This is a genomic window from Catellatospora sichuanensis (assembly GCF_007483665.1).
GTDB lineage: Bacteria > Actinomycetota > Actinomycetes > Mycobacteriales > Micromonosporaceae > Catellatospora > Catellatospora sichuanensis.
Map to the genome: position 1 here is coordinate 115,636 of NZ_ML660185.1, position 24,865 is coordinate 140,500.

Genomic DNA, 24,865 nt, shown 5'->3' on the forward strand with positions numbered 1-24,865 from the left:
GGTGAGGCTGCGTGCAGGCCGGTCGGCGACGAGTGTGCTCATCGGACGGTCGCCTTGCGGGTCCAGGTGACGCCCTGGCCGCGGCGGGCGCGGGAGGCGCCGTCGGTCAGTTCCTTCGCGGCGAGCGCGAGGTAGGCGTCGAAGTCGATGCGCATGGCGGGGCGGCGCTCGCCCCAGCGGTCGCGGGCGGCGCGCTGCTCGGCGGCGATGTCGGCGGTCTGCCCGGCGGCGTCGGGCAGGTTGTACTGCCCGGCCAGGTGGGCGGCGGCCAGCCGGGCCTGGGCCTCGACCACGGGCAGGGCGGAGCCGGTGGACTGCATCAGGCCGACGAACATCAGGCCGGGGGCCTGTTGGTGGAACACGTGCCGGTAGAGCGGCAGCCGGTCCGCGCCGTCGCCGAGCAGCGCCGGGTCGAGGAACGGCAGGTCGATGTCGTAGCCGGTGCACCAGACGACCAGGTCGATCTCGTCGGCCGTGCCGTCGGCGAAGTGGACGCGGTCGCCGTCGAAGCGCGAGATCGCGGGCCGGACGGCGATCTCGCCGTGGGTGATGCGCGACAGCAGCGAGTCCGACAGGGTCGGGTGGTCCTGCAGGAAGCCGTGTTCCGGGGCGGGCAGGCCGTACGCGGCGGGCCGGCCGACGGCGAAGCGCAGCATGGTCTGGCTGATGCGCTGGCGCAGCCGCCAGGGCAGGCGCTTGGCCAGCGCCCCGTTGAGCGTGTCCGAGGGCTTGCCGAGCAGGTGCTTGGGCACGATCCAGACGCCGCGGCGCAGCGACAACAGGGTGCGCGGCGCGACGTGGGAGGCGTCGACGGCGATGTCCATGGCCGAGTTGCCGCCGCCGACGACCAGCACCCGCCGCCCGGCGAGCTGCTCGGGACCGCGGTAGTCGTGGCTGTGCAGCTGTTCGACGCCGAGCTCGCCCGGATAGGCGGGGGAGGGCAGCCTGGGGCGGCTGTTGTGCCCGTTGGCCACCACGACTGCCTCGACGTGCACGGTGGTGGCGCCGTCGGGGCCGAGTGCGGTGACGCGCCAGCCTGCGCCGTCGCGGGCCGCCTCGGTGACCGTGTGCCGCAGCCGCACCGTGTCGAGCAGGCCGAAGCGCTGGGCGTAGTCGTGCAGGTAGCCGGCGATGCTGGTGTGGTCGGGGTAGTCGGGCCAGTCCGCGGGCATGGGCAGGTCGGCGAACTCGGTGCGGGTGCGCGAGGTGTTCAGGTGCAGCGTGCGGTATGCGGAGGAGTGCGGTGCGCCGTACACCCACAGGCCGCCGACCTGTGCCGCGGCGTCGAAGGCGACGGCGGGCACGCCGCGGTCGGCCAGTGCCTTCAGCGTGGCCAGCCCGGCCGGCCCGGCGCCGATCACGGCGACACGTGGCGTCATGCGTACCCTCCCCAATATCCAACGTCCGTTGGATATTGCGTCGGCAGGGGCCCCCGCGTCAAGCGCCCGCCGCCCGTGATCGCTCGGCTTGCCGGGCAGGTGTGCGAATCATGGGCGGGCTTTCGCCCACTTGCCTGGCAAGTCGAGCGATCAAGGCGGTCAGGCCGGGGGCGGGTACATGCGGTCCAGCCAGCGGTGGGCGAAGGCGCGGAACTCGCGGCGCTGGCGGGCTCCGTTCGCGCCGGACAGCAGGCCCACGACGTGCGCGTGCACGGACCAGACCAGGCTGCGTACGGCCAGGTGCGGCTGCGGCTCGCTGAGCACCCCGGCCGCGTCGGCCTCGGCCAGCACCTGCTCGACCGCCTGGTAGAGCGGCTCGCTGTAGCGGGCGTCGAGTTCGGCGTGCCGGTCGGGCTCCAGCCAGCGGCGCAGCCACAGTCCGGTGACCTCGGGGCGGTCCTCTAGGAAGTCGATGAACACGTCGACCAGCTCGTGCAGCCCGGCCAGCGCCGGGCCGGGTCCGGCGGACAGGCCCTCCCGGGCGGTGGCGACAGCCCTGGTCAGAGCCTCGCTCTCGGCCGCGAACACCCGCGCGAAGCAGCACTCGTACAGCGCGGCCTTGGTGCCCATGTGGTGGTGCACGGTAGCGACGTCCACGCCGCAGGCCGCGGCGACCTCGCGCATGCCGACCGCGTCGAAGCCGCGTCGCGCGAACAGGCCTGCCGCCGCCTCGATGATCACGTCGGGCGTGGCGCGCTGGTCGGCGCGTCGGGGGCGGCCCGGTCCCCGTCGGGGTGTAGTCATGCGTTCCATCGTGCCCTACTATCCAGCAAACGTTGGATTACACCCGCGGACAGGCGAGGAGAGGGTATGGACGAGGCGGCGCGGCTACCCCGCGGCGGCATGCTGGCCTTCGCGAGCGGGTCACTGGGCATGGGCACCTGGGTCACCGTACCCGGCCTGCTGCTGCTCTACTTCCTCACCGACGTGCTCGCCGTCGCGCCGCTGGTCGCCGGATTCGTGCTGCTGCTGCCCAAGATCGCCGACGTGCTGCTGCACCCGTGGGTGGGCCACCTCTCCGACGCCGACCTGGCCCGCCGCGGTCACCGCCGCATCCTGATGATGCTCGGCTGCGGCCTGCCGCTGGCCTTCGCCGCCCTGTTCCTGGTGCCCGGCGGCCTGATCGGCAACTCCGCCGCCGGCTGGGTCGCCGTCGCCTTCATCGCGGGCAACCTGCTGTTCGCCGCCTACCAGGTGCCCTACCTGTCCACGCCCGCAGACCTCGCCATCGGCTACCACGAGCGCACCCGCCTGATGGGCTTCCGGATGGTCGTGCTCACCGTCGGCATCCTGCTCAGCGGCGTGCTCGCGCCGATGATCGCGGGCAAGGAGGACCCGACCCGCTCCGGCTACGCCCTGATGGGTCTGGTGCTCGGCGCGTCGATGCTGGTCACCATGCTGATCGGCATCGGCGGTGTGCGGCGGCTGACCGCGGCCGCCCCGAGCCCGGTGAGCGCCGGGCACGGCAAGCCTGGCCTGCGTACCCTGCTGGTCGCGCTGCGCGACCCGCAGTTCCGCTGGCTCGTCGGCTCCTACCTGGCCATGTCCACCACCAGCCACCTGGTCCTGGCCGCCGTGCCCTACTTCGCCGAATACGAGCTCGGCCGCCCCGGCCTGACCACGGTGCTGGTCGCCGCGTTCGTCGCGCCCGCGCTCATCGCCACCCCGGTCTGGGTCGTCGTCGCCCGGCGCATCGGCAAGCAGCCCGGCCTGCTCATCGCCCAGGGCGCGTTCGTGGCGGGCTCGGTCGTGCTCGCCTTCGGCAGCGCCGCGGGCCTGCCCGTGCTGATCGGCGCGGTCGCGGTGCTCGGCGTCGCGTTCGCCGCGATGCAGCTGCTGCCGTTCTCGATGATGCCCGACGTGATCCGCGCGAGCGGCGCCGACGGCACCACCCGTGCCGGCACCTACACCGGCGTGTGGACCGCGGCCGAGGCCACCGGCGGCGCGCTCGGCCCGTACGTGTACGCGGCCTGCCTGGCCATCGGCGGCTTCGCCGCCAGCAGCGCCGGCACCGAGGTCGTGCAGTCCGAGTCCGCGCACACGATGATCCGCCTCGGCTTCGGCGTCGTCCCGGCGGTGCTGATGGTCGTCGCGATGCTGCTCCAGCGCCGCTACACCCTGGACCGCACGCTGCGCTGAGCCCGGTAGCCTGTGCGTATGCGGAAGACGGCGGCCGAAGGGCGCACCGGTGGCTGACGCGGACGACGTGCGCCGGCTGGCGCTGGCCCTGCCCGAGGTGACCGAGATCGACAGCGAGGGCTTCGACTTCCGGGTCGCGAACAAGGGCTTCGTCTGGTCCTACCCGGAGCGCCGGCCGGGCAGACCCCGCGTCATCCGTACCGACGTCGCGGTGCTGTACGTCGGCGACGAGGCGGAGAAGCAGGCCCTGCTGCTCGGCGAGCCCGACCTGTTCTTCACCACGCCCGGCTACGACGGGTTCCCGCTGGTGATGCTGCGGCTGCCCCGGGTGGACGTCGCCCGGCTCACCGAACTCGTCACCGACGCGTGGCGCATGCGCGCCCCGGCCGAGCTCGCCGCCCTGCTCGACGAGGCCGATCAGTCGCATCCGGCTGCGGGCTGAACGAGGCACGGGCGACCGCGGCAGGGCCTCGTCGACCGCCACCGCCCCGGCGAGGGCCATGCCCCGAGCCGCGCCGCCGTAGCATGAACGGCGGCAATCTTCGGGGGAGTGGTCGGGATGGGATCAGCAGTGGATCTGCGGACGGCGTCGGCCGCTGACGCGGAGGCCGTCGCGACGCTGCACGCGGACAGCTGGCGCCGCCACTACCGGGGCGCGTTCGCCGATACGTTCCTCGACGGAGACCTCGTGGCCGACCGGCTCGCGGTCTGGTCGGAACGCCTGCGGTCGCCGAAGCCGGATCAGGTCACGATCGTGGCCGACGTCGACGACGAGCCCGTCGGGTTCGTGCACGTGGTCCTGGACGACGACGTTCGCTGGGGTTCGTTCATCGAGAACCTGCACGTCACGAACGCGCTGCGGCGCGGCGGGATCGGCTCCGCCCTGATGACCCGGGCGGCGCAGGTCGTGGCGGAGCGGGGCAGGACCGGCGGGCTGTACCTCTGGACCCTGGAGCAGAACACCGCCGCGCAGGCGTTCTACGTCGCGCACGGCGGGAGCCCGATCGAGCGGGCGTACGCGGCCGAACCGGGCGGTGTGCCCGGACGGCTGAACGGCCGCCCCGCGAAGCTGCGCATGGCCTGGGCGAACGCGCACGACCTGCGCAGACGGTGACCGGTCCGGACGACTTGCCGCCGGACCTCCTCACCCGGGTCAGGCGCTCGCCGTGTCCTGAAGCTGGAAGTGCCAGATCACCACGACCGGGCTGCCCCGGTGGGCCGCCTCCGCCGCCTCGGGGCACCAGGTCAACAGGTCCCAGGACATGTCCGTCGGCCGTGTGTCGAGCCCGCGGGTGATGGAGGGCGGCCGGGTGGGCTCCTCGCAGTGGCGCACCTGGAAACCCAGCGGCAGCGCCGCGGCGAGGTAGGCGCTCAGCGGCCGGTGATACTCGGCGAGGATGCTCGGTCGTCCCTCGTGGCCCGGCGGCCGTGGCCCGGTGGGCCGCAGGTATGACAGCAGCAGGTGCGAGTCGGAGACGACCAGGTGCCCGCCCGGACGCAGCACCCGCGCGAACTCGGCCAGCACCTGGCCGAGGTCCGGCACGTGGGCCAGCGCCAAGGCGCACACGACGGTGTCCACGGCGTCGTCAGGCAGCGGGATCCGGTCCAGCCCCGCCTGGTGGAACTCGGCCTCCGGCAGGCGCTCGCGGGCGATCGCGAGCATCTCGGCGGACGCGTCGACGCCGACGACCCGATGGCCGAGCGCGCTCAGGTAGGCCGCGTGCCGGCCGGTGCCACAGGCGGCGTCGAGGGCGACGCCGACGGGCAGCCCGTCCAGGATGCGGCGGACGATCGGCTCCTCCAGCTCGATCATGCCGTTGCCGGGCTGGTCGTAGGTCGCGGCCCAGTCCCGGTACACCTCGGCCGTGCTGATGCCGCCGGGCACGGCCGTGACGCCGCCGGCCCGGGCCAGGTCAGGGGAGTCCAGCAGGGCCCGGATCTCGGCGATTCGGGCCTCGACGAAGGCCTGGTCGGCGTTGCCCTCGCGGATCCCGCGCAGCAGAGCCGCGCCCTCGATCCCCAGCAGGTACGCCAGCGGGCTCAGGTAGGTCACGGGTGGACGGTAGCGCCGTGCCTTCTTCTGCCGCCACGGCTTTTGCCGTGGCCCACGCGGTCACGCGCCGCCGAACCAGTTTCGGTGCAGGGCCAGGGCCAGCCGTCGTTTCCAGACCTCGCCGTCGCCGGCGACCGACGGGTACTCGTCGGTGAAGTTCTCCCAGTCCACGTCCCACTCCAGCACGGATCCCGCGGTGAAGGCGTCCGCCTCCTCGCGCAGCTCGGGCCGCATCAGGTCGCGGACCAGCGCCAGGTCCACCGCGGTGTGCTCGGCGAGCAGGACCGCGTCGTAGAGGTCCTTGCCCTGCGGGTACCGGTCGGTGGCCAGCCACATCAGCTTCCACGCCAGCGACAGCGCGGGCGACGCGGCCCGCATCGCGACGTCGACGCCGTCCAGCAGCACCGCGACCGGCTCGATCGGCAGGTGCTCGTTGAACACGAAGTCGACCTGCACTGATCCGCCCGGCACGCCCGGCGCGGTGAACGGGATGACCAGGCGGCGTCCGTCGGCCCGCTCGTAGGTCCAGATCTCCTCGACCTTGACCTGCTCCGGGTCGAGACCCGCGCCGGGCCGTTCCCGCAGCTCGGCCACGATGCCGTCCAGCATCGCGGTGGCCTCCGGGCTCCTGCTGGCCATGGAGAACGGCTCGACCACGAAGTCGACGTCGCCCGGCTCGCGCGCGTCGCCGCCGAACCAGGCGGACATGGTGACGCTGCCGCGCAGCACGAGCTGCCCGGCCCATGGCGTGCGCAGCACGGCGTTGAGCAGGTGCGCCATCGCGGTCCGCCGGGCCCGCGTCCACTGCCGCCACGCGCCGCGATCGGCGAACTCCGGCTCGCCCGCCCGGTAGGCGTTCGCATGCTGCTTCAGCGCCGGGTCGAACGCCGCACGCTGGGACATGCCGGGGGTGTCGGGCAAGGGGCGACAGGTGGCGGGGTATCCCGCCGCACCGGCCGGGGCGACCCGCCGCTGGTCCTCCCATCGCCGCCGGTGTTCGGGCACCGGGTGCTCCACCAGCCAGTCCGCGTCGAGGGACAGGTGGTCGTCGTACACGACGTACTCCTGCTCGACCGAGGCGATCTCCCAGGAGGCCTCGCGCAGCGCCGCGACGAGCCGGTCGAGCAGGTACCGCGCGGACTCTCGGCCGACGCCGTGGCAGCGCTGGGTCAGGAAGCGCTCCTGTCGGCCGTCCGCGCGGACGCGGCGCGCGTTGCGCGACAGCCGGGCGCCGTGCTGTTCGCCGACGGCGGCGACGGCCAGCAGGGCCGCCACGTCCTCGGCGGGCAGCAGCAGCTTGACGTGGTGCTCGAAGTAGCGCCCGGCAGGCTCGGCCGCCGCCTCGGCATCCGTGGCGGGCACGCCCGTGCACCAGGGCGCGGCCTCGATCTTCGTCCGCGCCGGGTGCAGGCCCACGTCGCGCAGCTGCTTGGCCCAGTTTCCGGCGAGCGAGTGCTGGTCGGCCAGGGAACCGGTCCCGGCCAGCGTCAGCATGGGCTGGGAGCGGGTGATCCCGCGGTCCAGCACGACGTGCACGTATTTGAGCCCATGCCGGGCGGCGAACTCAGCCAGGCGGCTCGACCCGTAGTCGTGCACGGTCAGGTGGATCTCGAAGTCGCCGGTGATCTCGGGCTGCTCGGACATGGCGCACACGATACAAAAGGCGACCTTGTCGCCACGGTCCATTTTCGGGCCGCCGGTGCCGGATCGCCTTGTACGGAACCCGCCCGGCGTCGCGTCAGGGGGCACCGGCATGATCCACGCGGTGGGCGCGGGTGACGCGTCACGGCTCAGGGAGGCAACATGACCGGATCTGCCGCGACGGCGCACGAGGCCGCGTTCGAGGAGCTGAAGGAGTTCCTGCTGCTGCCGGAGGAGGACGCCCATCCGGTGCACGAGGTGCGCGGGTGCGTGTGCCGGCAGTGCGGCGGCCGGTCGTTCGAGGTCGCCGTCATGGCCGAGGACGAGGGTTCGGTGCGCCGCACCTGCGTGTCCTGCGGCGTGCACGGGTTCATCGCCGACAGCGCCGAGTACTGGGACGACGACGAGGAGATCGAGGTCTGCGCCTGCGCCTGCGGGCACGAGGCGTTCGCCGCGGCGGCGGGCTTCTCCCTGTACGAGGACGGCGAGTCCGACGACGTCCGCTGGGTGTACGTCGCCCTGCGCTGCGAGGCCTGCCAGGAGATCGGCGTCTACGAGGACTGGAAGATCGGCTACGGCCCGAGCGGCCTCCTGCTCGACCAGGTCTGATCCGCGGCTCGGCCGTGGCCGGACGAGTGCGGGCCGTGCACGTCATGCGGGCCTGCCACAGCATCGCTTGCTGCGGCAGGCCCGATCCATGCCCTGCGGACGGTGCCCTCGTTCAGACCCGGCCGAAGAACCAGTTGCCGGGGGCGGTCTCGTCGGCTCCGATGTAGAACTGGCGTACGCCGAGCATGAGTTCCTCGATGGTGAGGTAGCCGTCCTCGTCGGCGTCGAGCTTGTCGAAGGCGAGGTTGATCTCGCCGACCGGTGTGCCGAACGCGCGCTGCATGGTGGCGAACTCGTCCCGGCTGACCCGTCCGTCGTCGTCGGTGTCGGCCAGGTGCAGCACCGCGAGGGCGCCGGGGCGGAAGCTGCGGTCGAAGGCGTCGCCGTGTACGAACGCCGCGGTCATGCCCTGCCGCCACTCCTGCGGGCTGAGCCGCTGGTCGTGGTCGACGTCCAGCGCCTTGGCCAGCTCCTGCCAGAACGTGGAGAAGTCCTCGGCGATCCGCTGCGCCTTCGGCGCGTCGTGTGCGGTGCCGAACTCCGCCAGCAGGCGTACGCCGAGATTGGTGAGGTCCTGCTGCTCGACGAAGCCGCTGCGGTCGTGGTCGAGGTGGCCGAAGGCCTTGTCCAATTTGCGGAGCTGCATCTCAGTAGCCATACCCGAAATCTATGGTGTATCCGCGTATAAAGTCGATATCGGGCAAACACTCTTCATTCGGAAGGGTGGTGACCGCCTCCGGCCACTTGACCTGCGGCGGGAAAGTCGGTTGCCGCGGGCCACGGACGCCACCCATGATTCTGCCGTGCGAAATGGCGTAACGAGAGTCGGGCAGCGGTGACGAGGTGGTGACACGCCTGGCCGAACGTGAGTGGCCGGTGCTGGTGAGCACGGTCCGGCTCGGGGAGCACCGCTACCGGGTCGTCCGCTCCGCCCGGCCGCCGGCGTTCGCCGGTCTCCGGGAGGGTCGCCTCGGCGCGCAGCTCTGCGTGGACAAGCACTCGGCGGCGATGTTCGCCATGGCCTGGGGGCTGGCCGCCCGGTCGCCGCACACCATCGTCTACCTTCCGTTGCGGGCGGCGGCCGCGGCCGACCCGTGCGACTGGGGACGACCGCTGGATCTGGTGCTGCTGCACCACAGCCTGGCGTTCCCACCCTCACGGTGGAAGGAGGTCCGCACCCGGCTGGGCGCGGGCAGGCCGCACACCGTCACCCTGCCCGCCGAGGCGTGGCCGAGCCGCCCGGTCGCCGACCATCACCGGACCTGGCACCAGGAATACCGTGACCACCTGCTGTGGTCGGTCGCCGCCGACACCCTGGTGCTGACCGGCAGCCGGGAGGCGTACGAGCTGCAAGCCGCGCAGGTCCGCGAACTCGCCGAGGACAGCCCGGCGTACCTCGCACAGACGCCGGACGCGCACTGCTGCGCCGAGATCCCGATGGGCGTCGCCCACCGCTTTCCGCAGCTGCGGCGACCCTACGGCGAACTGCACATCCAATACTGCCCGTGAGCATCGCCCGCATCGATCTGACGGAGCACCTGCGTGACGGACGGATCGCCGCGCACTTGTGAAGAACCGGCGCCCGACCACGGACTGAACCGGTCGGGTGCCGAGACTCAGAGGCCGGTCATGCGCTCCATATGCTCGGGGTAGCGGGCACCCACGACCTCGATCTGCTTGGTGGCCTGCTCGATCTCGGCGAGGTCGGCGGGACTCAGGTGCACGTCGGCGGCGCCCATGTTCTCGGCGAGGCGCTCGACCCGGCGCGTGCCGGGGATCGGCACGATCCACGGCTGCCGGGCCAGCAGCCAGGCCAGCGCGATCTGCGCGGACGTCGCGCCCTTGCCCGCGGCGATGGTCGCGAGCAGATCGACCAGGGCCTGGTTGGCCTTGCGGTTGTCCTCCGTGAAGCGGGGGATGCCCGCACGGATGTCGGAGCCGGTGAACGCGGTGTTCTGGTCGATCGTGCCGGTGAGGAAACCCTTGCCGAGCGGGCTGAACGGGACGAACCCGATGCCCAGCTCCGCCAGCGTGGGCAGGATCTCGGCCTCCGGGCCGCGTGTCCACAACGAGTACTCGCTCTGCAGCGCGGTGACCGGCTGCACGGCGTGGGCACGGCGGATCGTCTGCGCGCCCGCCTCGGACAGGCCGAAGTGCCTGACCTTGCCGGCTCGAATCAGCTCGCCGACGGCCCCGGCGACGTCCTCGATCGGCACATCCGGGTCGACGCGGTGCTGGTAGAACAGGTCGATCGCATCGACCCGCAGCCGCCGCAGCGACGCGTCGGCGACCTGTCCGATGTGCTCGGGCCGGCTGGACAGCCCGGTCTGGCGGCCGTCGTCGTCGAAAGCGAAGCCGAACTTGGTCGCGATGACGACCTCACCGCGGAACGGTGCCAGGGCCTCGCCGACCAGCTCCTCGTTGACGAACGGGCCGTACACCTCCGCGGTGTCGAAGAAGGTGACCCCGCGCTCCACGGCGGTCCGGATCAGCGAGATCATGTCCTGCCGGTCGCCGGGGTTCGGGCCGTAGCTCTGGCTCATCCCCATGCAGCCGAGGCCGAGGGCCGAGACCTCGAGGCCGCCGGTGCCGAGCGTGCGCTTCTCCATTGCCGCGAGACTCCCGTTCTGGACGACTGCCTGCGCGTTCCCAGGGCCGGGTCCGGTCGCCGGGCTGAACAGCACACTACCGCGCGGCGCCGCTACTTCTCCGTCAGCCGGGGATCGCCCAGTGCCACGTCGGCAGCGGTCTCCGGCTGGCAGGCGATATCGAATCCGAGGCGGATGACACCGGTGACGTCCAGCTCCACCGCGACGGGCTCGGTCAGCTTGACCTTGATCGTCTTGACCGGTTTGCCGTCGGCCAGGATGCGCAACACCCCGGGCTCGGTGAATCGGCTGTCGTCGTCGATGCCGACCGTCGTGAGAAATCTCGTGTACCGGGCGCTGAGAGCGTACTCCCGCAGATGTCCGCATCGCGGGTAGGCGTAGATGAAGCCGGTCGTGAACTCCGTTCCGTTGATGGTGACCGGCTGGTCCCGCCAGACCCGCTCCGAGCCGTACATCTGGTCGCGCACCGGGTGCAGATCGGCGAGCAGGACGCTTGCCGGGGCTGAGCTTGCCTGGCTCGGGGTGGGTGACGCCGAAGTCCCGGACCCGGCCTGTTCCAGGGTGGCACCCGCGACGGGGGTTTCGCTGTTCTTCGTCAAGGGCTGGGCGGACCCGGCCGGTGCGAGCGGTCGCTGATCGGCGAGCGTGGTGATGAGGACCAGCAGCAGCGCGCCCGTGGCGACCAGCCAGACGATCATCGCGGTGCCGAGCCGGCCGCGCGTGCGGTCGCGAACCCCCTGCCACAGCACGCCGGTCACCGCGAAGCAGGCGAGCGCGGCACTGATCTTCGCCAGCGGCGATTGCAGGGTCACCAGCGCCGCGAGCGCCCCGAACAGTCCGCCTGCCGTACCCACCAGGCCGGCCAGCCATCCCCACCGACGCTGCTCTGCCTCATGGCTGTTGTCGATCACGGGATTGGAGTTCACCGCAGAATTGTGCATCGCCGTGTCCAGTCACGACAGTCGGCTCGGGGCGCGGCCTGCCGCCCCTCGCCTGCGGGCTGCGGCGATGCTGGACCAGAAGTTCTCCGACATCTGTTGGCGAAGGTCGGCTGAGCTGGTTATTCTGGCCGAGTGGGAACAGCTGTCAGGGCCGAGCTGTGGGGCACGCACAGTCGCGATCCCAGGGCCGTGCGCACCCGAGCCCGGCTCGCCCAAGCGTTCGCCGCCGTCGCGGGACGCCACCCCGGCGCGCCGGTGTCGGTCAGCTCGATCGTGGCGGAGGCGGGCCTGAACCGGTCCTCCTTCTACGCGCACTTCGACACCACCGGCAGCCTGGCCGTGTACGTCCTGGAACAGGCCCTCCAGGCCATCTCCGAGCAGGACGTCCAGGTCCGGCTGGTCGGCGAGACCACCGGACGGGACGCCTCCCGGATCGTCCTCGGGCACATCCTAGACCAGGTCGAAGGGCAGCGCGCCGAACTGCTGGCGGTCTTCGGCTCGGCCGAGGGCGGGGCCGCGACGGCACGGTTCGGGCGGCGGCTCGCCGACAACATCGGCTACTACTTCCAGCGCCTGCATATCGCGCGGCCCGGCGGCGAGCTGGCGACGACCGCCGTGTTCCTCGGCCACGGCCTGGCGGCCGCGATCGTGGACTGGCTCACCGCGGCCGACCCGTGCCCGCGCGACGACCTGGTCGACATCCTCGTCGGCCTGGTGCCGACCTGGGTGGACTCGGCCCCACGCTGACCGTGACACCGCCACGACGAGATCAACAGGGGGACTCCCATGGCGAACAACTGGCTCATCACCGGAACCTCCAGCGGTTTCGGATACGAACTCACCCGGGCCGTGCTGGAGCACGGCGACAACGTCGTCGCTACCGCTCGTCGGCCCGAAACCCTCGACGACCTGGTGCGCAAGTACGGCGACCAGATCCGTGCGCTGGCGCTCGACGTCACCGACCCCGCCGCGGCCCGCGCCGCCGTGCAGGCCGCGGTCGACGCGTTCGGCAGGCTCGACATCGTGGTCAACAACGCCGGCTACGCGGTGTCCGGGTCACTTGAGGAGACGTCCGACGAGGACTTCCGGGCCCAGATCGAGACCAACCTGTTCGGCGTCGTGAACGTCACCAAGGCCGCGCTGCCGGTGCTGCGCGGGCAACGGCACGGGCACGTCATCCAGTTCTCGTCCATCGGCGGGCGGGTCGGCGGCACGCCGGGGCTCGGGGCATACCAGACCGCGAAGTTCGGTGTGGAGGGCTACTCCGAGGTGCTGGCGAACGAGGTCAAGCCGTTCGGGGTGAAGGTCACCATCGTGGAGCCCGGCGGGTTCCGCACCAAGTGGAGCGGCGGGGCGTCGCAGCTCGCGGCCCCGGTCGGGCCGGACTACGAACCGTCGGTCGGCGCGATGCTGAAATACCGCGAGCAGTACGTCGAACCCGGTGACCCGGTCCGCGCCGCCAAGGTGCTCATCGACATCGCCGGGTCCGATGATCCGCCGCTGCGGCTGCTGCTCGGCTCCGACGCGCTGAGCCGGGCCCGCGAGTCCTCGGCCGCCCGCGCCGCCGAGGCGGAGAAGTGGGCCGACGTCACCGTCTCCACCGACTACCCGGCACAGGCCTGACCGGCCGGGTGGGGCTGGGCTCAGCGGCCGACGGCGTCGAGTTCGGCGACCACGTCGGCGGGCAGGTCCAGGTCGGCCGCCGCGATGTTCTCGCGCAGGTGCTCCCGCGACGACGTGCCCGGGATCAGCAGGATGGTGGGGGAGCGTTGCAGCAGCCACGCCAGCGCCACCTGGTGCGGCGTCGCACCCAGCCGGGCCGCGATGTCGTCGAGCACCCCCGACTGCAGTGGCGTGAACCCGCCCAGCGGGAAGAACGGCGTGAACGCCATCCCCTCCCGCGCGCAGCGGTCGACCAGGTCGTCGTCGTCGCGGCGGGCCACGTTGTAGAGGTTCTGCACACACACCACCGGCGCGATCGACTGCGCCTCGGTGAGCTGCTCCGATGACACACCGCTCACGCCCAGATGCCGGATCAGGCCCTGCTCGCGCAGCTCCGCGAGCACGGTGAACGGCTCGGCGAGCGACCCCGGCGTCGGCCGCTCCGTGCCACCGATCCGCAGGTTGACCACGTCCAGCGTGTCCACGCCGAGCCGGCGCAGGTTGTCGTGCACGGCGTCGATCAGCTCCGCGCGCGACAGCGCCGTCGGCCACGACTTGTCCGGTGCGCGGCGGGCGCCGACCTTCGTCGCGATCCGCAGCTGTGCCGGATAGGGGTGCAGCGCCTGCCGGATCAGCTCGTTGACCGTGTACGGCCCGTAGTAGTCGCTGGTGTCGATGTGGGTGACGCCCCGGTCCACCGCCTCGCGCAGCACGGCGACGGCTTCGGCGGGATCGCGGGGCGGCCCCCACACCCCCGGCCCGGCCAGCTGCATCGCGCCATAGCCCATCCGGCTCACGGTCAGGTCGTCGGCGAGCGTGAGCACGCCCCCGGGAACCGATGTCGACATGTCGTCCCTCTTCCGTGCCTCCGGCCGTCCTCATGACCAACGACCGGAGACCGCGGGCGGGACATCAGCATCGTTGATCAAGTAGTCGTTCTGGTCCGCTCCACGGCGGCGGCGAGCTGCTCGGCGGTGATCAGCTCCTCGTGGGTGCCCGCCGCGCCGCAGGCGAACGCGCCCGAGACCGACCCGGCCAGCACGCATTCCTCGATCGGCCGCCCGGTCAGCCAGCGGCTCATGAACGCGGTGCTGAACCCGTCGCCCGCGCCGTTGCTGTCGACCACGGGCCGCTCGGGGGCGACCGCGGGAAACCGGCGGACCTCAGAGGTGTCCCGGGTGGCGACGCGGCAGCCGGCCGCGCCCTCGGTCGCCACGACGACCTGCGCCCGGCCGCTGCCTAGTACGGCGAGCATGATGTCGTCGATGCGCTCCGGCGCCGCCTCGGCGCTGAGGAACACCAGGTCGGCGGCGCGGGCGAGGGGCCACACCCAGTCGAGCTCGCCGTCCCACGCGTGCAGGTCGGTCGAGGTGGTGACGCCCAACCGGTGGGCGTCGGCGAACGCGCCCGCGGCCCGGGGCGCGGCGATGTGGGCGTGCCGCGCACGCTGCAGGTATGGCAGGTAGAAGTCCTGCGGCAGCACCAGATCGTGGGGGTGGCGGCCGTCGAAGAACGAGAACCGGCGGCCCGCCTTGTCGACCAGGTTCACCGCTCGCGGGGTGCCGTTCGGGGCGGTGACGTGGCTGAAGTCCAGGCCCAGCTCGGCGTATCGGGCCAGCACCAGCGCGCCGAGCATGTCGTCGCCGAGGAAGTCGACCAGTTTGGTGCGCAGGCCCAGCGCGTGGAAGCCCAATGCGACACCGTTGCCGGAGTGCGCGACGTAGTCGCGGATCGGCGGCACGGGGAGGAAGTCACCCGGCGGCACCGCCAGCTCCGGCACCTGCACGATGGTGTCCACCCCGACACCGCCGAGCACCAGGACGTCGTACTCGGACATGACAGACCGCCTCCCCGAAGTGTGTGGTCGTGCACCCGGAGCGGCGGGCTCGCCCACCCTAACCGCACATTGATCCTCCCGCAGTCCCTTGGCCACGAAGCCGCGTGTCTTCCAGCGACGGCCCGCATGCCTCCGAGACCCTCCTATATTGCGAACGTCGTTCGCGGTTAGAGTGGTGGGGTGACGGTTGGTCAGCAGGGGCGCGGCCCGTCGATCTGGGCCAGACCGCAGCGCGGGACGCGCGGTCCCTCGCCGGAGTACCGGCTCGCCGACATCGCCGCGGCCGCGATCCGGCTGGCGTCCGCGGGTGGGCTCGCCGCCGTCTCCATGCGCGCCGTCTCGGCCGAGTTGGACACCACCGCCAGCACGCTGTACCGCTACGTCGCCTCCCGTGACGAGCTGCTCGATCTCATGGTCGACAACGCACTGGCCGGCTTCGTCCACACCCCCCGCTCCGGTGAGGACTGGCTCGGCGAACTGGTCCGGCTCGCCGAGGCCACCCGCTCGCTCTACGTGTCGCAGCCCTGGCTGCTCGATGCGGTCCCCACCGGCTCCGCGCCGGGACCGAACACCTTGCGGTGGTTCGAGCACTGCCTGCAGGCGATCGCGGCACTGGACCGGACACCGCTGCAGAAGATGGAAGCCGTCGGCGTGCTCAACGGTGTGATCATGCTGTTCGCCCGCAGCGCCGCCGCACCCACGGCCATCGACTTCGGTGCCATGGACCCGGCCCGCCACCCGCTCCTGACGTCGGTGCTCACCGGCACCGCCCCCGGCCTGCCCACCGCTGACCTGTTCGAACGCACCATCCGCGCCGTGCTCGGCGGCCTGCTCGACGACCGCGCCGGATAGGACTGCCGCCACTCTCGCCGAGCTGCGCGCAGCAGACGGCAACGGGGCAGGCGCAGCGCCGGTGATGCCGCACCGGACCGACGAGAGCCAGGACTGAAATCCGCGTTGTGGCGTGCGACGGTCGCCGCATCGGCCGCGGCCATGGCGTTGACGATGTCGCCGAGGCAGCCGGCGCGAGCGCGCCGGCTGCATCGTGCAGTTTCGGGGAAACTGCACGAGGGGAGGCACTGATTCGTGCAGTTTCCCCGGAACTGCAAACGGGGAGGGTGGTCAGCGCTGCGGTTGCGTTGTGGGACATAGGATCGCGGCGGGACGTGGGCGAGGGGGGCGATGTGGACATTGTGCGGATGGTCGTGCTGGTCGGGGCGACGGTGACGATGGGGATCATGGCGGGCGTGTTCGGCCTGTACTCCCACACCGTCATGCCCGGCCTGCGGCGCGCCGACGACCGGACGTTCGTCGGCGCCTTCCAGGCGCTCGACCGGGCGATCATCAACCCGTGGTTCATGCTCGGCGGCTTCCTCGGCGCGCTCGTGTTCACGGCCGCGTCCGTGGTGCTGCTGCTCGGGCCGGGCGGCCCGGCACTGATCTGGACCATCGCCGCGCTGGTGCTGTACCTGCTGGTCGTCGTCATCACGGGTGCCGTCAACGTGCCGATGAACAATGCGCTCAAGGCCGCCGGGGATCCGGACGAGATCGCGGACCTGGCGGGCGTGCGAGCCCGGTTCGACGAGGCCAAGTGGTCGCGGTGGAACCACGTCCGCACCGTGGTGACCACCGTCGCGCTGATCTGCCTGGCCGTCGCGCTCCTGCGCTACGGCCGCTGAGTCAGCCGAGCAGTTCCAGGGCCGCCTCCGGCCGGGCCAGGGTGCGGTCGGCGGGTTCCTGCGCGTCGTACAGGTGGCCCCAGGCGGCCGCCGCGCCGACACTGCCCGCCGCCGCGGCCGCACGAAGGTCCAGCGGGGAGTCGCCGATGTACGCGACCGCACCCGGCACGACGCCCAGCCGCTCGGCGGCCAGCAGCACGCCGTCCCCGGCCGGCTTGGGCCGCCGCACGTGGTCGCCGCCGATCAGCACGTCGACGGTCAGCCCGGCCGCGTCGAGCAGCATCCGGGCGCCCCGGGTGCTGGCGCCGGTGAACACCGCCACCGCCCGGCCCCGCGCCCGCAGGGCGGTGAGCGCCTCGACGATCCCCGGATAAGGGGCAACCTGCGCGCCGAGCAGTTCCTCGTAGTAGAGGTCGGTCTCGTGCGGGCCGAGCGGCCGCCCGACCAGGTGCGCCAGGATCACCTCGGGGGTGCCCAGCGGGTACGCGGCGACGGCCTGCGCCGGACTCACCGGCTGACCACCCAGGCGTCCTGCCGCGCGCACGAAGGCCGCCGGCACCACGATCGTGGAGTCGAGCAGCGTGCCGTCCATGTCCCAGACCAGTTCCGCGACCGTCATGCCGCCATCCTCCGACGGGCGCCTCAGAAGATCAAATATGTGCCCATGGGTGTCCCGCGTTAGGCCGGGACACCCATGGGCCACCATGGTGACCATGGCACGAGCACGCAGGAAGCCCGACCCGCAGCCCGCCGCCTGCCCCTGCGGGACCGGCCTGCCCTACGACGAGTGCTGCGGGCGCTGGCATCGCGGCGGCGACGCCCCGACCGCGGAGCAGCTGATGCGTTCGCGGTTCAGCGCATTCGCGCTCGGCGACGCGGCATACCTGCAGCGCACCTGGCACTCCAGCACCCGGCCGCGGGAGCTGGACCTGACCGGCGGCCCGCGCTACACCGGGCTGGAGGTGCTGGCCACCGACCGCGGGAGCATGTTCGACACCGAGGGGACCGTGCTGTTCCGGGCCCACTACCGCGACGGCGGCCGGCCGGGCGTGCTGGAGGAGCACAGCCGCTTCCTGCGCGAGGGCGGCCAGTGGCGGTACGTGAACCCGATCTGATCAGCGCGGCGATATGAGCGGCTCAGGCCCCGAAGAACTCGGCCAGCACCGGGGCGAGCGCCGGCGCGGCCACGTCGTGGGTCTGGTCGTCGAGGGTGCGGTGCTCGGCGCGGGGGAGCGCGTCGGCGGTGGCCTTCGCCGCCTGCTGGAGCGCCGACGGGCTGGCCGACCCGGCCAGCACCAGCGCCGGGACCCTGATCGTCGTGGTGAGCTCGCGTGGCACGCGGCTGCCTGCCATCAGCTGATCGTCGTAGGCGAGCGTCGGGCCGATCGCCGCGGCCGAAGCCGCCCAGCCCGGGTTGGCCCGCATCCCGGCGATGACCTGCTCGGGCACGCCGACGTGGGTCATGAACAGCACGACCGCGTCGACGGCGCGTCCGGCGTCGAGCAGTTCGCGCAGGCCCTCGGTGTACGCGGCGAGCCGGGCGCCGTCCTCGACCTCGGCCAGGAACGGGGGCTCGTACAGGGCGATCGCGGTGATGCCGGGCTCGACGGCCGCGGTCGCCAGGGTGAGCGCGCCGCCGGAGGACATGGCGTACACGAAGGCCTCGCCACCCGCCACGGCGATGAGCGCCCGCAGGTCCTCGATTTCGCGCTCGACCGCGTACGGCAGGGTGTCCGAGCTTTCGCCGCGGCCGCGCCGGTCGTAGGTGTACACGGTGAAACGGCTCTGCAGCAGGGCCGCGAGCGGCCCCATCGGTCCCGCCGTGCGGTGGCACATGGCGCCGTCGACGAGGACGATCGCCGGGCCGCTGCCGGCGCGCTCGTAGGCGATCGTGGTGCCGTCGGCGGAGGTGACTGTCGGCATGGGATGCTCCCTCACTCGGGTCGGCCGGACAGGCCGGCCACGTAGACGTCGAAACGGTCGAGGCTGGTGGCGAACCCGGCCTGCGCCTGGGCCGCGAGGTACGCCTCGGGCACGTTGGTCTGGTGGACGACGACCTCGGTGCGGCCGTCGCCGAGGTCGGTGAAGGTGACCGTGGTTCGCATGCCGCCCTCGACGTCGGCCTCGACCCAGACGAGGCGATCGGGCCGCTCCACCTCGGCGTACACGGCCCGCATGGTGTGCGAGCCGTGGCCGGCGTCGCTGACCATGGTCGTCTCGAAGACCCCGCCGGGCCGCAGGTCGACGGTGATGTTCTCGGCCGGGGTGGTCGTGCCGGTGGGACCCCAGAAGCAGGCGAGGTGTTCGGGTGTGGTCATGCATTCGAACAGCAGCTCGGGTGTCGCGCGGTGGACGCGCCGATAGGTGAGCTCGCCGGTCATGGTGCCTTCTCCTCGTGCTGGTGCTGCCGGGCGCGCAGGTTTTCCAGGTGCGCGTCCAGCCGGTCGTGTCGGTCCGCCCAGACTTGCCGGTGCCGGTCGATCCAGCCGACGGCGGTGTCCAGGCGTTCGGTGTCCAGGGCGCAGGGCCGGGCCTGGCCGCTGCGGGTCCGGGTGATCAGGTGGGCGCGTTCCAGCACCTTGAGGTGCTTGGAGACCGCCTGCTGGGTCAGCGCGAACAGCTCGGTCAGCTGGTTCACCGTCGCGTCGGCCAGGGCCAGGCGTTCGAGGATCGCGCGCCGGGTGGGGTCCGCCAGCGCGGAGAACACCAGGCTTAGTTCGTCGTCGACCACGGTCACACCACGACCCTATACACAACCCAACAGTTGTACAACTGTGTAGTTGTTAAACGCTCGCGAGAAGTGGGATAGCGCAGAATAAATCAAGCACGCTTGACTTTTTTATGGCCCGGAGGAAGGGTGGAGCGGACTGGAGGGAGCACCCCTGATGGCCGAACTCGAGGCGCTGCTGGCCGATCTCGACGCCGAGAGCGCCGACGCCGACCGGCTCGTCGCCGACCTGGCACCGGACCGGTGGACGGCGCCCACTCCAGCCGCCGGCTGGACCGTCGCCCACCAGATCGCGCATCTGCTGTGGACCGACGAACGCTCGCTGCTCGCCGCCGCCGACCCCGACGCTTTCGGCGAGGCACTGCAGGAGATCGCGAACTCACCAGACCCGCTGCGCTTCGTCGACGCCGGAGCCGAACAGCTCGCCGTGCTCCCACCCGGACAACTGCTCGGCCGCTGGCGGGAGACCCGTGCCAAGCTGCGGGCCGCGCTCGCGGCCGTTCCGCCCGGCACCCGGCTGCCCTGGTACGGCCCGCCGATGAGCGCCGCCTCCATGGCCACCGCACGCATCATGGAGACCTGGGCCCACGGCCAGGACCTGGCCGACACCTTCGGGGTCACCCGGCCGCCCACCGGGCGGCTGCGCCACGTCGCCCACATCGGCGTACGCGCCCGCGACTTCGCCTTCGCCGCCCACGGCCTCGACGCGCCCAGCGCACCGTTCCACGTCCGGCTCACCGGTCCCGACGGTGACGAGTGGACCTGGGGACCCGACGACGCCGCGCAACGCGTCACCGGCCCCGCGCTCGACTTCTGCCTCCTGGTCACCCAGCGGCGGCACCGCGCCGACCTCGCCGTACGCGCCGAGGGGCCCGACGCCGACCGCTGGCTCGACGTCGCCCAGGCCTTCGCCGGACCGCCCGGCACCGGCCGCGCTCCCGGCCGGTTCACCGCGGAGGGCGTCGCATGAGCGAGCGAACCGTGTCGTCGCACTCCCCGACCGGAGCGCGCGCGAGCGGGCCGTTGCGGATCGCGAACATCTCCGGGTTCTACGGCGACCGGGCGTCGGCGATGCGGGAGATGCTCGAAGGCGGCCCGATCGACGTGCTCACCGGCGACTACCTCGCCGAGCTGACCATGCTCATCCTCGCCCGCGACCGGATGAAGGACCCGGCCACCGGCTACGCCAAGACGTTCCTGCGGCAGCTGGAGCAGTGCCTCGGCACGGTCCTGGACCGCGGCGTAACCGTCGTCACCAACGCCGGCGGGCTCAACCCGGCCGGACTCGCCCAGGCGGTCGGCACGCTGGCCGGGCGGCTCGGCCTGAGCCCGCGCATCGCCCACGTCACCGGCGACGACCTGCTCGGCCGCGCCGACGAGCTGGGGCTCGGCGCGCCGCTGGCCGCCAACGCCTACCTCGGCGCGTGGGGCATCGCGCACGCCCTGCGGCAGGGGGCCGACATCGTGGTCACCGGCCGGGTCACCGACGCGTCGCTGGTCGTCGGCCCGGCCGCGGCGCACTTCGGGTGGGCGCGCGACGACTTCGACGCCCTCGCCGGGGCCGTGGCCGCCGGGCACGTGATCGAGTGCGGCGCACAGGCCACCGGCGGCAACTACGCGTTCTTCACCGAGCACCGCATCGGCCTGCCCGGGTTCCCGATCGCCGAGGTGCACGCCGACGGCAGCAGCGTCATCACCAAACACCCCGGTACCGGCGGCGTCGTCACCACCGGCACGGTCACCGCGCAGCTGCTGTACGAAGTGGACGGCCCGCGCTACCTGGGACCCGACGTCACCACCCGCCTCGACACGATCGTGCTGGCCGACGACGGTCCCGACCGGGTGCGGATCACCGGTGTGCGCGGCGAAGCGCCGCCGCCGACGCTGAAGGTCGGCCTGAACTCGCTCGGCGGGTTCCGCAACGACGTGACGTTCCTGATCACCGGACTCGACGTCGAAGCGAAGGCCGCGCTGGCCCGTGCGCAGCTCGAAGCGTCGCTGAAGCGCCCCCCGACGGAGCTGGTGTGGCGGCTCGCCCGCACCGACCACCCCGACGCGGACGGGCAGGAGGAGGCGAGCGCGCTGCTGCACGCCACCGTCAAGGACACCGACTCCGCCGTGGCCGGGCGCGCCTTCAGCGGGGCCGCCGTCGAGCTGGCACTGTCCAGCTACCCCGGTTTCACGCTGCTCGCCCCACCCGGCGAGGCGACCCCGTTCGGCGTGTTCACCTCGGCGGCCGTCCCGGCCGAACTGGTCCCGCACCTGGTGGTCCTGCCCGACGGCACCGAGCAGGCCATCGAGCCCTTCGGCACGACCGGCCGTGCCGCGCACGACACCCCGGCGCGGGTCGGAGCCGTGCCAGGCCCGGCGGGCCCAGGTGACGCAGGTCAGGGAGCCCGGACGGCGGTACCGCCGTGGACCGGGAGCGGGCCGGCGCGACGAGGGCCGCTGGGGTTGGTCGTCGGGGCGCGCAGTGGGGACAAGGGCGGCAGCGCCAACATCGGCGTCTGGGCGCGCGGCGACGCGGCCTACGCCTGGCTGGCGGCGACGCTCACCGTCGACACGCTGGTGAAGCTGCTGCCCGAGGCGGCGGGGCTGCCGGTCGCCCGGCATGTGCTGCCGAACCTGCGGGCGCTGAACTTCGTCGTCGACGGGCTGCTCGGCGACGGCGTCTCCGCGGGCACCCGGTTCGACCCGCAGGGCAAGGGCCTGGGCGAGTGGCTGCGCTCGCGGCATGTCGACATCCCGGAGGAGCTGCTGTGATCCTGCGATCCACCCTGGACACCGGCGCGGCCGCGTACGCGGGCAACCGCGGCGCGCTGCTGGACAAACTCACCGCGCTCGACGCCGAGCACCACAAGGCGCTGGGCGGAGGTGGGCCGAAGTACGTCAAGCGGCACCACGACCGGGGCAAGCTGCTGCCGCGCGAGCGCATCGAACTGCTGGTGGACCGGGACTCGCCGCTGCTGGAGCTGTCGGCGCTGGCCGCGTACGGCACCGACTATCCGGTCGGGGCGAGCGTGGTCACCGCGATCGGGGTCGTCGAGAACACCGAATGCATGATCATCGCCAATGATCCGACGGTGCGCGGTGGCGCGTCCAATCCGTACACCCTGCGCAAGACCCTGCGCGCGATGGACATCGCGCGGGAGAACCGGCTGCCGCTGGTGAACCTGGTCGAGTCGGGCGGCGCGGACCTGCAGAGCCAGAAGGACATCTTCATCCCCGGCGGGCGGCTGTTCCGCGACCTGACCCGGCTGTCCGCGGCGGGCATACCGACGGTGACGCTGGTGTTCGGCAACTCCACCGCGGGCGGGGCGTACGTGCCGGGCATGAGCGACCACGTCGTGATGATCAAGGAGCGGTCGCAGGTGTTCCTGGCCGGGCCGCCGCTGGTCAAGATGGCCACCGGCGAGGATGCCGACGAGGAGTCCCTGGGCGGCGCGGCCATGCACGCCCGGGTCTCCGGCCTGGCCGACCACCTGGCCGACGACGAGGTGCAGGCCATCGGCATGGGCCGGCGCATCGTCGCGTCGCTGCGCTGGCGCAAGCTCGGCGCGGCCCCGACGTCGGCCGCCGACGAGCCGTTGTTCGACGCCGAGGAGCTGCTCGGCATCGTGCCGCCGGACCTGCGTACCCCGTTCGACCCGCGGGAGGTGATCGCCCGGGTGGTCGACGGTTCGCGCTTCGAGGAGTTCAAACCCGAGTACGGTGCGAGCCTGGCCACCGGCTGGGCGAGCGTGCACGGGTTTCCCGTGGGCATCCTGGCCAACGCGCGCGGCGTGCTGTTCAGCGCGGAGTCGCAGAAGGCGACGCAGTTCATCCAGCTCGCCAACCAGACCCGCACGCCGCTGCTGTTCCTGCACAACACCACCGGCTACATGGTCGGCAAGGACTACGAGCAGGGCGGCATCATCAAACACGGCGCGATGATGATCAACGCGGTGTCCAACAGCACCGTGCCGCACATCTCCGTGCTCATCGGCGCGTCCTACGGCGCCGGGCACTACGGCATGTGCGGGCGCGCGTACGACCCCCGCTTCCTGTTCGCGTGGCCCTCGGCGAAGTCCGCCGTGATGGGCGGCGCGCAGCTGGCCGGGGTGCTGTCGATCGTGGCACGGCAGTCCGCGGCCGCCGCGGGTCGGCCCTACGACGAGGACGCGGACGTGGTCGTACGCACCATGGTCGAGAACCAGATCGAGGCCGAGTCGCTGCCGATGGTCCTGTCCGGGCTCGGCTACGACGACGGCGTCATCGACCCGCGCGACACGCGCACCGTGCTCGGCATGTGCCTGTCCGCGGTCCAATCGGCACCCGACCCCGGCCCGGGTCCCTACGGCGTCTTCCGGATGTGACGAGATGATCTCCCGACTGCTGGTCGCCAACCGGGGCGAGATCGCCCGCCGCGTCTTCCGCACCTGCCGCGAACGCGGCATCACCACCGTCGCCGTGCACTCCGACGCCGACGCCCGCGCCCTGCACACCCGAGAAGCCGACATCGCGGTACGCCTGCCCGGCGTCACCGCCGCCGACACCTACCTGCGGGCCGACCTCGTCATCGAGGCCGCGCTCGCGGCCGGCGCAGATGCGGTGCACCCCGGCTACGGCTTCCTGTCCGAGAACGCGGCGTTCGCCCAGGCGGTCATCGACGCCGGGCTGACCTGGGTCGGGCCGTCGCCGGACGCCATCGACGCGATGGGCTCGAAGATCGCGTCAAAGAAGCTGATGGCCGCCGCGGGCGTGCCGGTGCTGCCCGAACTCGACCCGGCTGCGATCACCGAGGCCGAGCTGCCGGTGCTGGTCAAGGCGTCGGCGGGCGGCGGTGGCCGCGGCATGCGCGTCGTGCGGACTCTCGCCGAGCTGGCCGACCAGGTCGAGGCCGCCCGTGTCGAGGCCGCCGCCGCGTTCGGCGACCCGACGGTGTTCTGCGAGCCCTACCTGGCCACCGGGCGGCACATCGAGGTCCAGGTCATGGGCGACGTGCACGGCACGATCTGGGCGCTGGGCGAGCGCGAGTGCTCCATCCAGCGCCGCCATCAGAAGGTGGTCGAGGAGGCCCCTTCGCCGATGGTCGACCCGGCGATGCGGGAACGTCTGCACGCCGCGGCCACCGCCGCGGCGGCCGCGATCTCCTACCGCGGCGCGGGCACCGTCGAGTTCCTGGCCGCCGAGGACGGATCGTTCCACTTCCTGGAGATGAACACCCGCCTACAGGTCGAACACCCCGTCACCGAACTCGTCACCGGCCTCGACCTGGTCGCCCTCCAACTCGACATCGCCGAAGGCCTCGCGCTCCCGCTCACCCCACCCCCCGTCCACGGCCACGCCATCGAGGTCCGCCTCTACGCCGAGGACCCCGCCCACACCTGGCGCCCCCAAACCGGCACCCTCCACACCTTCACCCTCCCCGCCGCCACCACCGAGTTCGGCACACCCCCACCCTGGCCGACTCCCACCTCCACGCCCGCACCCGCACCCGCGTCCGGGTCCGGGTCGGGGTGGGGGGCCTGTTCGGGGCAACGTCCGCC

General features: G+C 72.3%; 26 protein-coding genes and 1 pseudogene. 14 read left to right on the plus strand and 13 right to left on the minus strand.

Features of this window, described 5'->3' with window-relative positions:
- Positions 1–38: 38 nt before the first annotated feature.
- Together FLL47_RS04455 and FLL47_RS04460 are read right to left on the minus strand one after the other, a co-directional pair.
- Positions 39–1,379 (minus strand): flavin-containing monooxygenase, encoded by a 1,341-nt coding sequence (locus tag FLL47_RS04455; protein WP_144119129.1) that lies wholly within the window; start codon positions 1,377–1,379, stop codon positions 39–41.
- Between the two features lie 159 nt (positions 1,380–1,538).
- Complete coding sequence (locus tag FLL47_RS04460) at positions 1,539–2,183, minus strand: TetR/AcrR family transcriptional regulator (protein ID WP_144119130.1); 645 nt, start codon at positions 2,181–2,183, stop codon at positions 1,539–1,541.
- Between the two features lie 66 nt (positions 2,184–2,249).
- Between FLL47_RS04460 and FLL47_RS04465 the strand changes: the two genes are divergently transcribed.
- The 3 genes from FLL47_RS04465 (at position 2,250) to FLL47_RS04475 (ending at position 4,692) form a co-directional block, all read left to right on the plus strand.
- Positions 2,250–3,578 carry an MFS transporter gene (locus tag FLL47_RS04465; RefSeq protein WP_144119131.1) on the plus strand — a complete coding sequence of 443 codons (1,329 nt, stop codon included), beginning with the start codon at positions 2,250–2,252 and terminating at the stop codon, positions 3,576–3,578.
- A gap of 49 nt (positions 3,579–3,627) precedes the next feature.
- Positions 3,628–4,020 carry an MmcQ/YjbR family DNA-binding protein gene (locus FLL47_RS04470; RefSeq protein ID WP_144119132.1) on the plus strand — a complete coding sequence of 131 codons (393 nt, stop codon included), beginning with the start codon at positions 3,628–3,630 and terminating at the stop codon, positions 4,018–4,020.
- Between the two features lie 117 nt (positions 4,021–4,137).
- Positions 4,138–4,692, plus strand: coding sequence for a GNAT family N-acetyltransferase (locus FLL47_RS04475; RefSeq protein WP_144119133.1), 555 nt, complete (start codon positions 4,138–4,140; stop codon positions 4,690–4,692).
- Between the two features lie 39 nt (positions 4,693–4,731).
- On the opposite strand, the gene FLL47_RS04480 is transcribed toward FLL47_RS04475, so the two are convergent.
- Positions 4,732–5,631 (minus strand): class I SAM-dependent methyltransferase, encoded by a 900-nt coding sequence (locus FLL47_RS04480; RefSeq protein ID WP_144119134.1) that lies wholly within the window; start codon positions 5,629–5,631, stop codon positions 4,732–4,734.
- Between the two features lie 60 nt (positions 5,632–5,691).
- A complete protein-coding gene (locus FLL47_RS04485) occupies positions 5,692–7,275 on the minus strand; it encodes a nucleotidyl transferase AbiEii/AbiGii toxin family protein (RefSeq protein WP_144119135.1) in 1,584 nt (527 codons plus the stop codon).
- A gap of 159 nt (positions 7,276–7,434) precedes the next feature.
- Between FLL47_RS04485 and FLL47_RS04490 the strand changes: the two genes are divergently transcribed.
- The gene (locus FLL47_RS04490; RefSeq protein ID WP_144119136.1) at positions 7,435–7,881 is read left to right on the plus strand and encodes a hypothetical protein; all 447 of its coding nucleotides are present in this window, start codon (positions 7,435–7,437) and stop codon (positions 7,879–7,881) included.
- 112 nt (positions 7,882–7,993) lie between these two features.
- On the opposite strand, the gene FLL47_RS04495 is transcribed toward FLL47_RS04490, so the two are convergent.
- A complete protein-coding gene (locus FLL47_RS04495; RefSeq protein ID WP_144119137.1) occupies positions 7,994–8,539 on the minus strand; it encodes an EF-hand domain-containing protein in 546 nt (181 codons plus the stop codon).
- A 185-nt stretch (positions 8,540–8,724) separates the two neighbouring features.
- Here FLL47_RS04495 and FLL47_RS04500 point away from each other — a divergent pair, with 185 nt between their 5' ends.
- On the plus strand, positions 8,725–9,390 hold the full coding sequence (locus FLL47_RS04500; RefSeq protein ID WP_144119138.1) for a hypothetical protein: 666 nt from the start codon (positions 8,725–8,727) through the stop codon (positions 9,388–9,390).
- Between the two features lie 107 nt (positions 9,391–9,497).
- On the opposite strand, the gene FLL47_RS04505 is transcribed toward FLL47_RS04500, so the two are convergent.
- A complete protein-coding gene (locus tag FLL47_RS04505; protein WP_144119139.1) occupies positions 9,498–10,490 on the minus strand; it encodes an aldo/keto reductase in 993 nt (330 codons plus the stop codon).
- 92 nt (positions 10,491–10,582) lie between these two features.
- The gene (locus FLL47_RS04510) at positions 10,583–11,416 is read right to left on the minus strand and encodes an NPCBM/NEW2 domain-containing protein (RefSeq protein WP_186315557.1); all 834 of its coding nucleotides are present in this window, start codon (positions 11,414–11,416) and stop codon (positions 10,583–10,585) included.
- A 147-nt stretch (positions 11,417–11,563) separates the two neighbouring features.
- Between FLL47_RS04510 and FLL47_RS04515 the strand changes: the two genes are divergently transcribed.
- Together FLL47_RS04515 and FLL47_RS04520 are read left to right on the plus strand one after the other, a co-directional pair.
- Positions 11,564–12,178, plus strand: a complete 615-nt coding sequence (locus tag FLL47_RS04515) for a TetR/AcrR family transcriptional regulator (protein WP_144119141.1) — start codon at positions 11,564–11,566, stop codon at positions 12,176–12,178.
- A gap of 39 nt (positions 12,179–12,217) precedes the next feature.
- Positions 12,218–13,054, plus strand: coding sequence for an oxidoreductase (locus FLL47_RS04520; protein ID WP_144119142.1), 837 nt, complete (start codon positions 12,218–12,220; stop codon positions 13,052–13,054).
- A gap of 20 nt (positions 13,055–13,074) precedes the next feature.
- Here the strand turns inward: FLL47_RS04520 and FLL47_RS04525 are convergent, their stop codons facing one another.
- On the minus strand, positions 13,075–13,941 hold the full coding sequence (locus FLL47_RS04525) for an oxidoreductase (protein WP_144119143.1): 867 nt from the start codon (positions 13,939–13,941) through the stop codon (positions 13,075–13,077).
- A 77-nt stretch (positions 13,942–14,018) separates the two neighbouring features.
- Entirely contained in the window at positions 14,019–14,930 is a 912-nt protein-coding gene (locus FLL47_RS04530; protein WP_144119144.1) for a carbohydrate kinase family protein, read from the minus strand.
- A 180-nt stretch (positions 14,931–15,110) separates the two neighbouring features.
- On the opposite strand from FLL47_RS04530, the gene FLL47_RS04535 reads away from it, so the two are divergent.
- Together FLL47_RS04535 and FLL47_RS04540 are read left to right on the plus strand one after the other, a co-directional pair.
- Positions 15,111–15,782 carry a TetR/AcrR family transcriptional regulator gene (locus FLL47_RS04535; protein WP_144119145.1) on the plus strand — a complete coding sequence of 224 codons (672 nt, stop codon included), beginning with the start codon at positions 15,111–15,113 and terminating at the stop codon, positions 15,780–15,782.
- 332 nt (positions 15,783–16,114) lie between these two features.
- Positions 16,115–16,609: an anthrone oxygenase family protein gene (locus FLL47_RS04540; protein ID WP_246157529.1), complete on the plus strand. Its 495-nt coding sequence runs from the start codon at positions 16,115–16,117 to the stop codon at positions 16,607–16,609.
- A gap of 1 nt (position 16,610) precedes the next feature.
- Here the strand turns inward: FLL47_RS04540 and FLL47_RS04545 are convergent, their stop codons facing one another.
- Complete coding sequence (locus FLL47_RS04545) at positions 16,611–17,228, minus strand: HAD family hydrolase (protein ID WP_144119146.1); 618 nt, start codon at positions 17,226–17,228, stop codon at positions 16,611–16,613.
- A gap of 94 nt (positions 17,229–17,322) precedes the next feature.
- On the opposite strand from FLL47_RS04545, the gene FLL47_RS04550 reads away from it, so the two are divergent.
- Entirely contained in the window at positions 17,323–17,724 is a 402-nt protein-coding gene (locus FLL47_RS04550) for a YchJ family protein (protein ID WP_144119147.1), read from the plus strand.
- Between the two features lie 22 nt (positions 17,725–17,746).
- On the opposite strand, the gene FLL47_RS04555 is transcribed toward FLL47_RS04550, so the two are convergent.
- The 3 genes from FLL47_RS04555 to FLL47_RS04565 are packed head-to-tail and all read right to left on the minus strand — an operon-like array spanning position 17,747 to position 19,340.
- On the minus strand, positions 17,747–18,532 hold the full coding sequence (locus FLL47_RS04555; protein WP_144119148.1) for an alpha/beta fold hydrolase: 786 nt from the start codon (positions 18,530–18,532) through the stop codon (positions 17,747–17,749).
- Between the two features lie 11 nt (positions 18,533–18,543).
- Complete coding sequence (locus tag FLL47_RS04560; protein ID WP_144119149.1) at positions 18,544–18,990, minus strand: SRPBCC family protein; 447 nt, start codon at positions 18,988–18,990, stop codon at positions 18,544–18,546.
- Complete coding sequence (locus tag FLL47_RS04565) at positions 18,987–19,340, minus strand: ArsR/SmtB family transcription factor (protein WP_144119355.1); 354 nt, start codon at positions 19,338–19,340, stop codon at positions 18,987–18,989. The genes FLL47_RS04560 and FLL47_RS04565 overlap by 4 nt, the downstream gene beginning before the upstream one ends.
- A 154-nt stretch (positions 19,341–19,494) precedes the next feature.
- On the opposite strand from FLL47_RS04565, the gene FLL47_RS04570 reads away from it, so the two are divergent.
- The 4 genes and pseudogenes from FLL47_RS04570 to FLL47_RS04585 all read left to right on the plus strand — a co-directional run.
- Positions 19,495–20,307: a TIGR03084 family metal-binding protein gene (locus FLL47_RS04570; RefSeq protein ID WP_144119150.1), complete on the plus strand. Its 813-nt coding sequence runs from the start codon at positions 19,495–19,497 to the stop codon at positions 20,305–20,307.
- Complete coding sequence (locus tag FLL47_RS04575; RefSeq protein ID WP_144119151.1) at positions 20,304–22,100, plus strand: acyclic terpene utilization AtuA family protein; 1,797 nt, start codon at positions 20,304–20,306, stop codon at positions 22,098–22,100. The genes FLL47_RS04570 and FLL47_RS04575 overlap by 4 nt, the downstream gene beginning before the upstream one ends.
- Positions 22,097–23,692: an acyl-CoA carboxylase subunit beta gene (locus FLL47_RS04580; protein WP_222105955.1), complete on the plus strand. Its 1,596-nt coding sequence runs from the start codon at positions 22,097–22,099 to the stop codon at positions 23,690–23,692. Before FLL47_RS04575 ends, FLL47_RS04580 begins: the two co-directional genes overlap by 4 nt.
- Before the next feature lie 4 nt (positions 23,693–23,696).
- Positions 23,697–24,830: pseudogene (locus FLL47_RS04585) on the plus strand (ATP-binding protein); the annotation flags it as partial.
- Positions 24,831–24,865: the final 35 nt, after the last annotated feature.

Excerpts from the sequence above, each read along its gene's own strand:
- FLL47_RS04490 (WP_144119136.1), top strand. The coding sequence starts at position 7,435 with ATGACCGGATCTGCCGCGACGGCGCACGAGGCCGCGTTCGAGGAGCTG.
- FLL47_RS04465 (WP_144119131.1), top strand. The coding sequence starts at position 2,250 with ATGGACGAGGCGGCGCGGCTACCCCGCGGCGGCATGCTGGCCTTCGCG.
- FLL47_RS04550 (WP_144119147.1), top strand. The coding sequence starts at position 17,323 with ATGGCACGAGCACGCAGGAAGCCCGACCCGCAGCCCGCCGCCTGCCCC.
- FLL47_RS04555 (WP_144119148.1), bottom strand. The coding sequence starts at position 18,532 with ATGCCGACAGTCACCTCCGCCGACGGCACCACGATCGCCTACGAGCGC.
- FLL47_RS04455 (WP_144119129.1), bottom strand. The coding sequence starts at position 1,379 with ATGACGCCACGTGTCGCCGTGATCGGCGCCGGGCCGGCCGGGCTGGCC.
- FLL47_RS04570 (WP_144119150.1), top strand. The coding sequence starts at position 19,495 with ATGGCCGAACTCGAGGCGCTGCTGGCCGATCTCGACGCCGAGAGCGCC.
- FLL47_RS04530 (WP_144119144.1), bottom strand. The coding sequence starts at position 14,930 with ATGTCCGAGTACGACGTCCTGGTGCTCGGCGGTGTCGGGGTGGACACC.
- FLL47_RS04575 (WP_144119151.1), top strand. The coding sequence starts at position 20,304 with ATGAGCGAGCGAACCGTGTCGTCGCACTCCCCGACCGGAGCGCGCGCG.
- FLL47_RS04520 (WP_144119142.1), top strand. The coding sequence starts at position 12,218 with ATGGCGAACAACTGGCTCATCACCGGAACCTCCAGCGGTTTCGGATAC.
- FLL47_RS04485 (WP_144119135.1), bottom strand. The coding sequence starts at position 7,275 with ATGTCCGAGCAGCCCGAGATCACCGGCGACTTCGAGATCCACCTGACC.
- FLL47_RS04495 (WP_144119137.1), bottom strand. The coding sequence starts at position 8,539 with ATGGCTACTGAGATGCAGCTCCGCAAATTGGACAAGGCCTTCGGCCAC.
- FLL47_RS04475 (WP_144119133.1), top strand. The coding sequence starts at position 4,138 with ATGGGATCAGCAGTGGATCTGCGGACGGCGTCGGCCGCTGACGCGGAG.
- FLL47_RS04560 (WP_144119149.1), bottom strand. The coding sequence starts at position 18,990 with ATGACCGGCGAGCTCACCTATCGGCGCGTCCACCGCGCGACACCCGAG.
- FLL47_RS04505 (WP_144119139.1), bottom strand. The coding sequence starts at position 10,490 with ATGGAGAAGCGCACGCTCGGCACCGGCGGCCTCGAGGTCTCGGCCCTC.
- FLL47_RS04460 (WP_144119130.1), bottom strand. The coding sequence starts at position 2,183 with ATGACTACACCCCGACGGGGACCGGGCCGCCCCCGACGCGCCGACCAG.
- FLL47_RS04525 (WP_144119143.1), bottom strand. The coding sequence starts at position 13,941 with ATGTCGACATCGGTTCCCGGGGGCGTGCTCACGCTCGCCGACGACCTG.
- FLL47_RS04545 (WP_144119146.1), bottom strand. The coding sequence starts at position 17,228 with ATGACGGTCGCGGAACTGGTCTGGGACATGGACGGCACGCTGCTCGAC.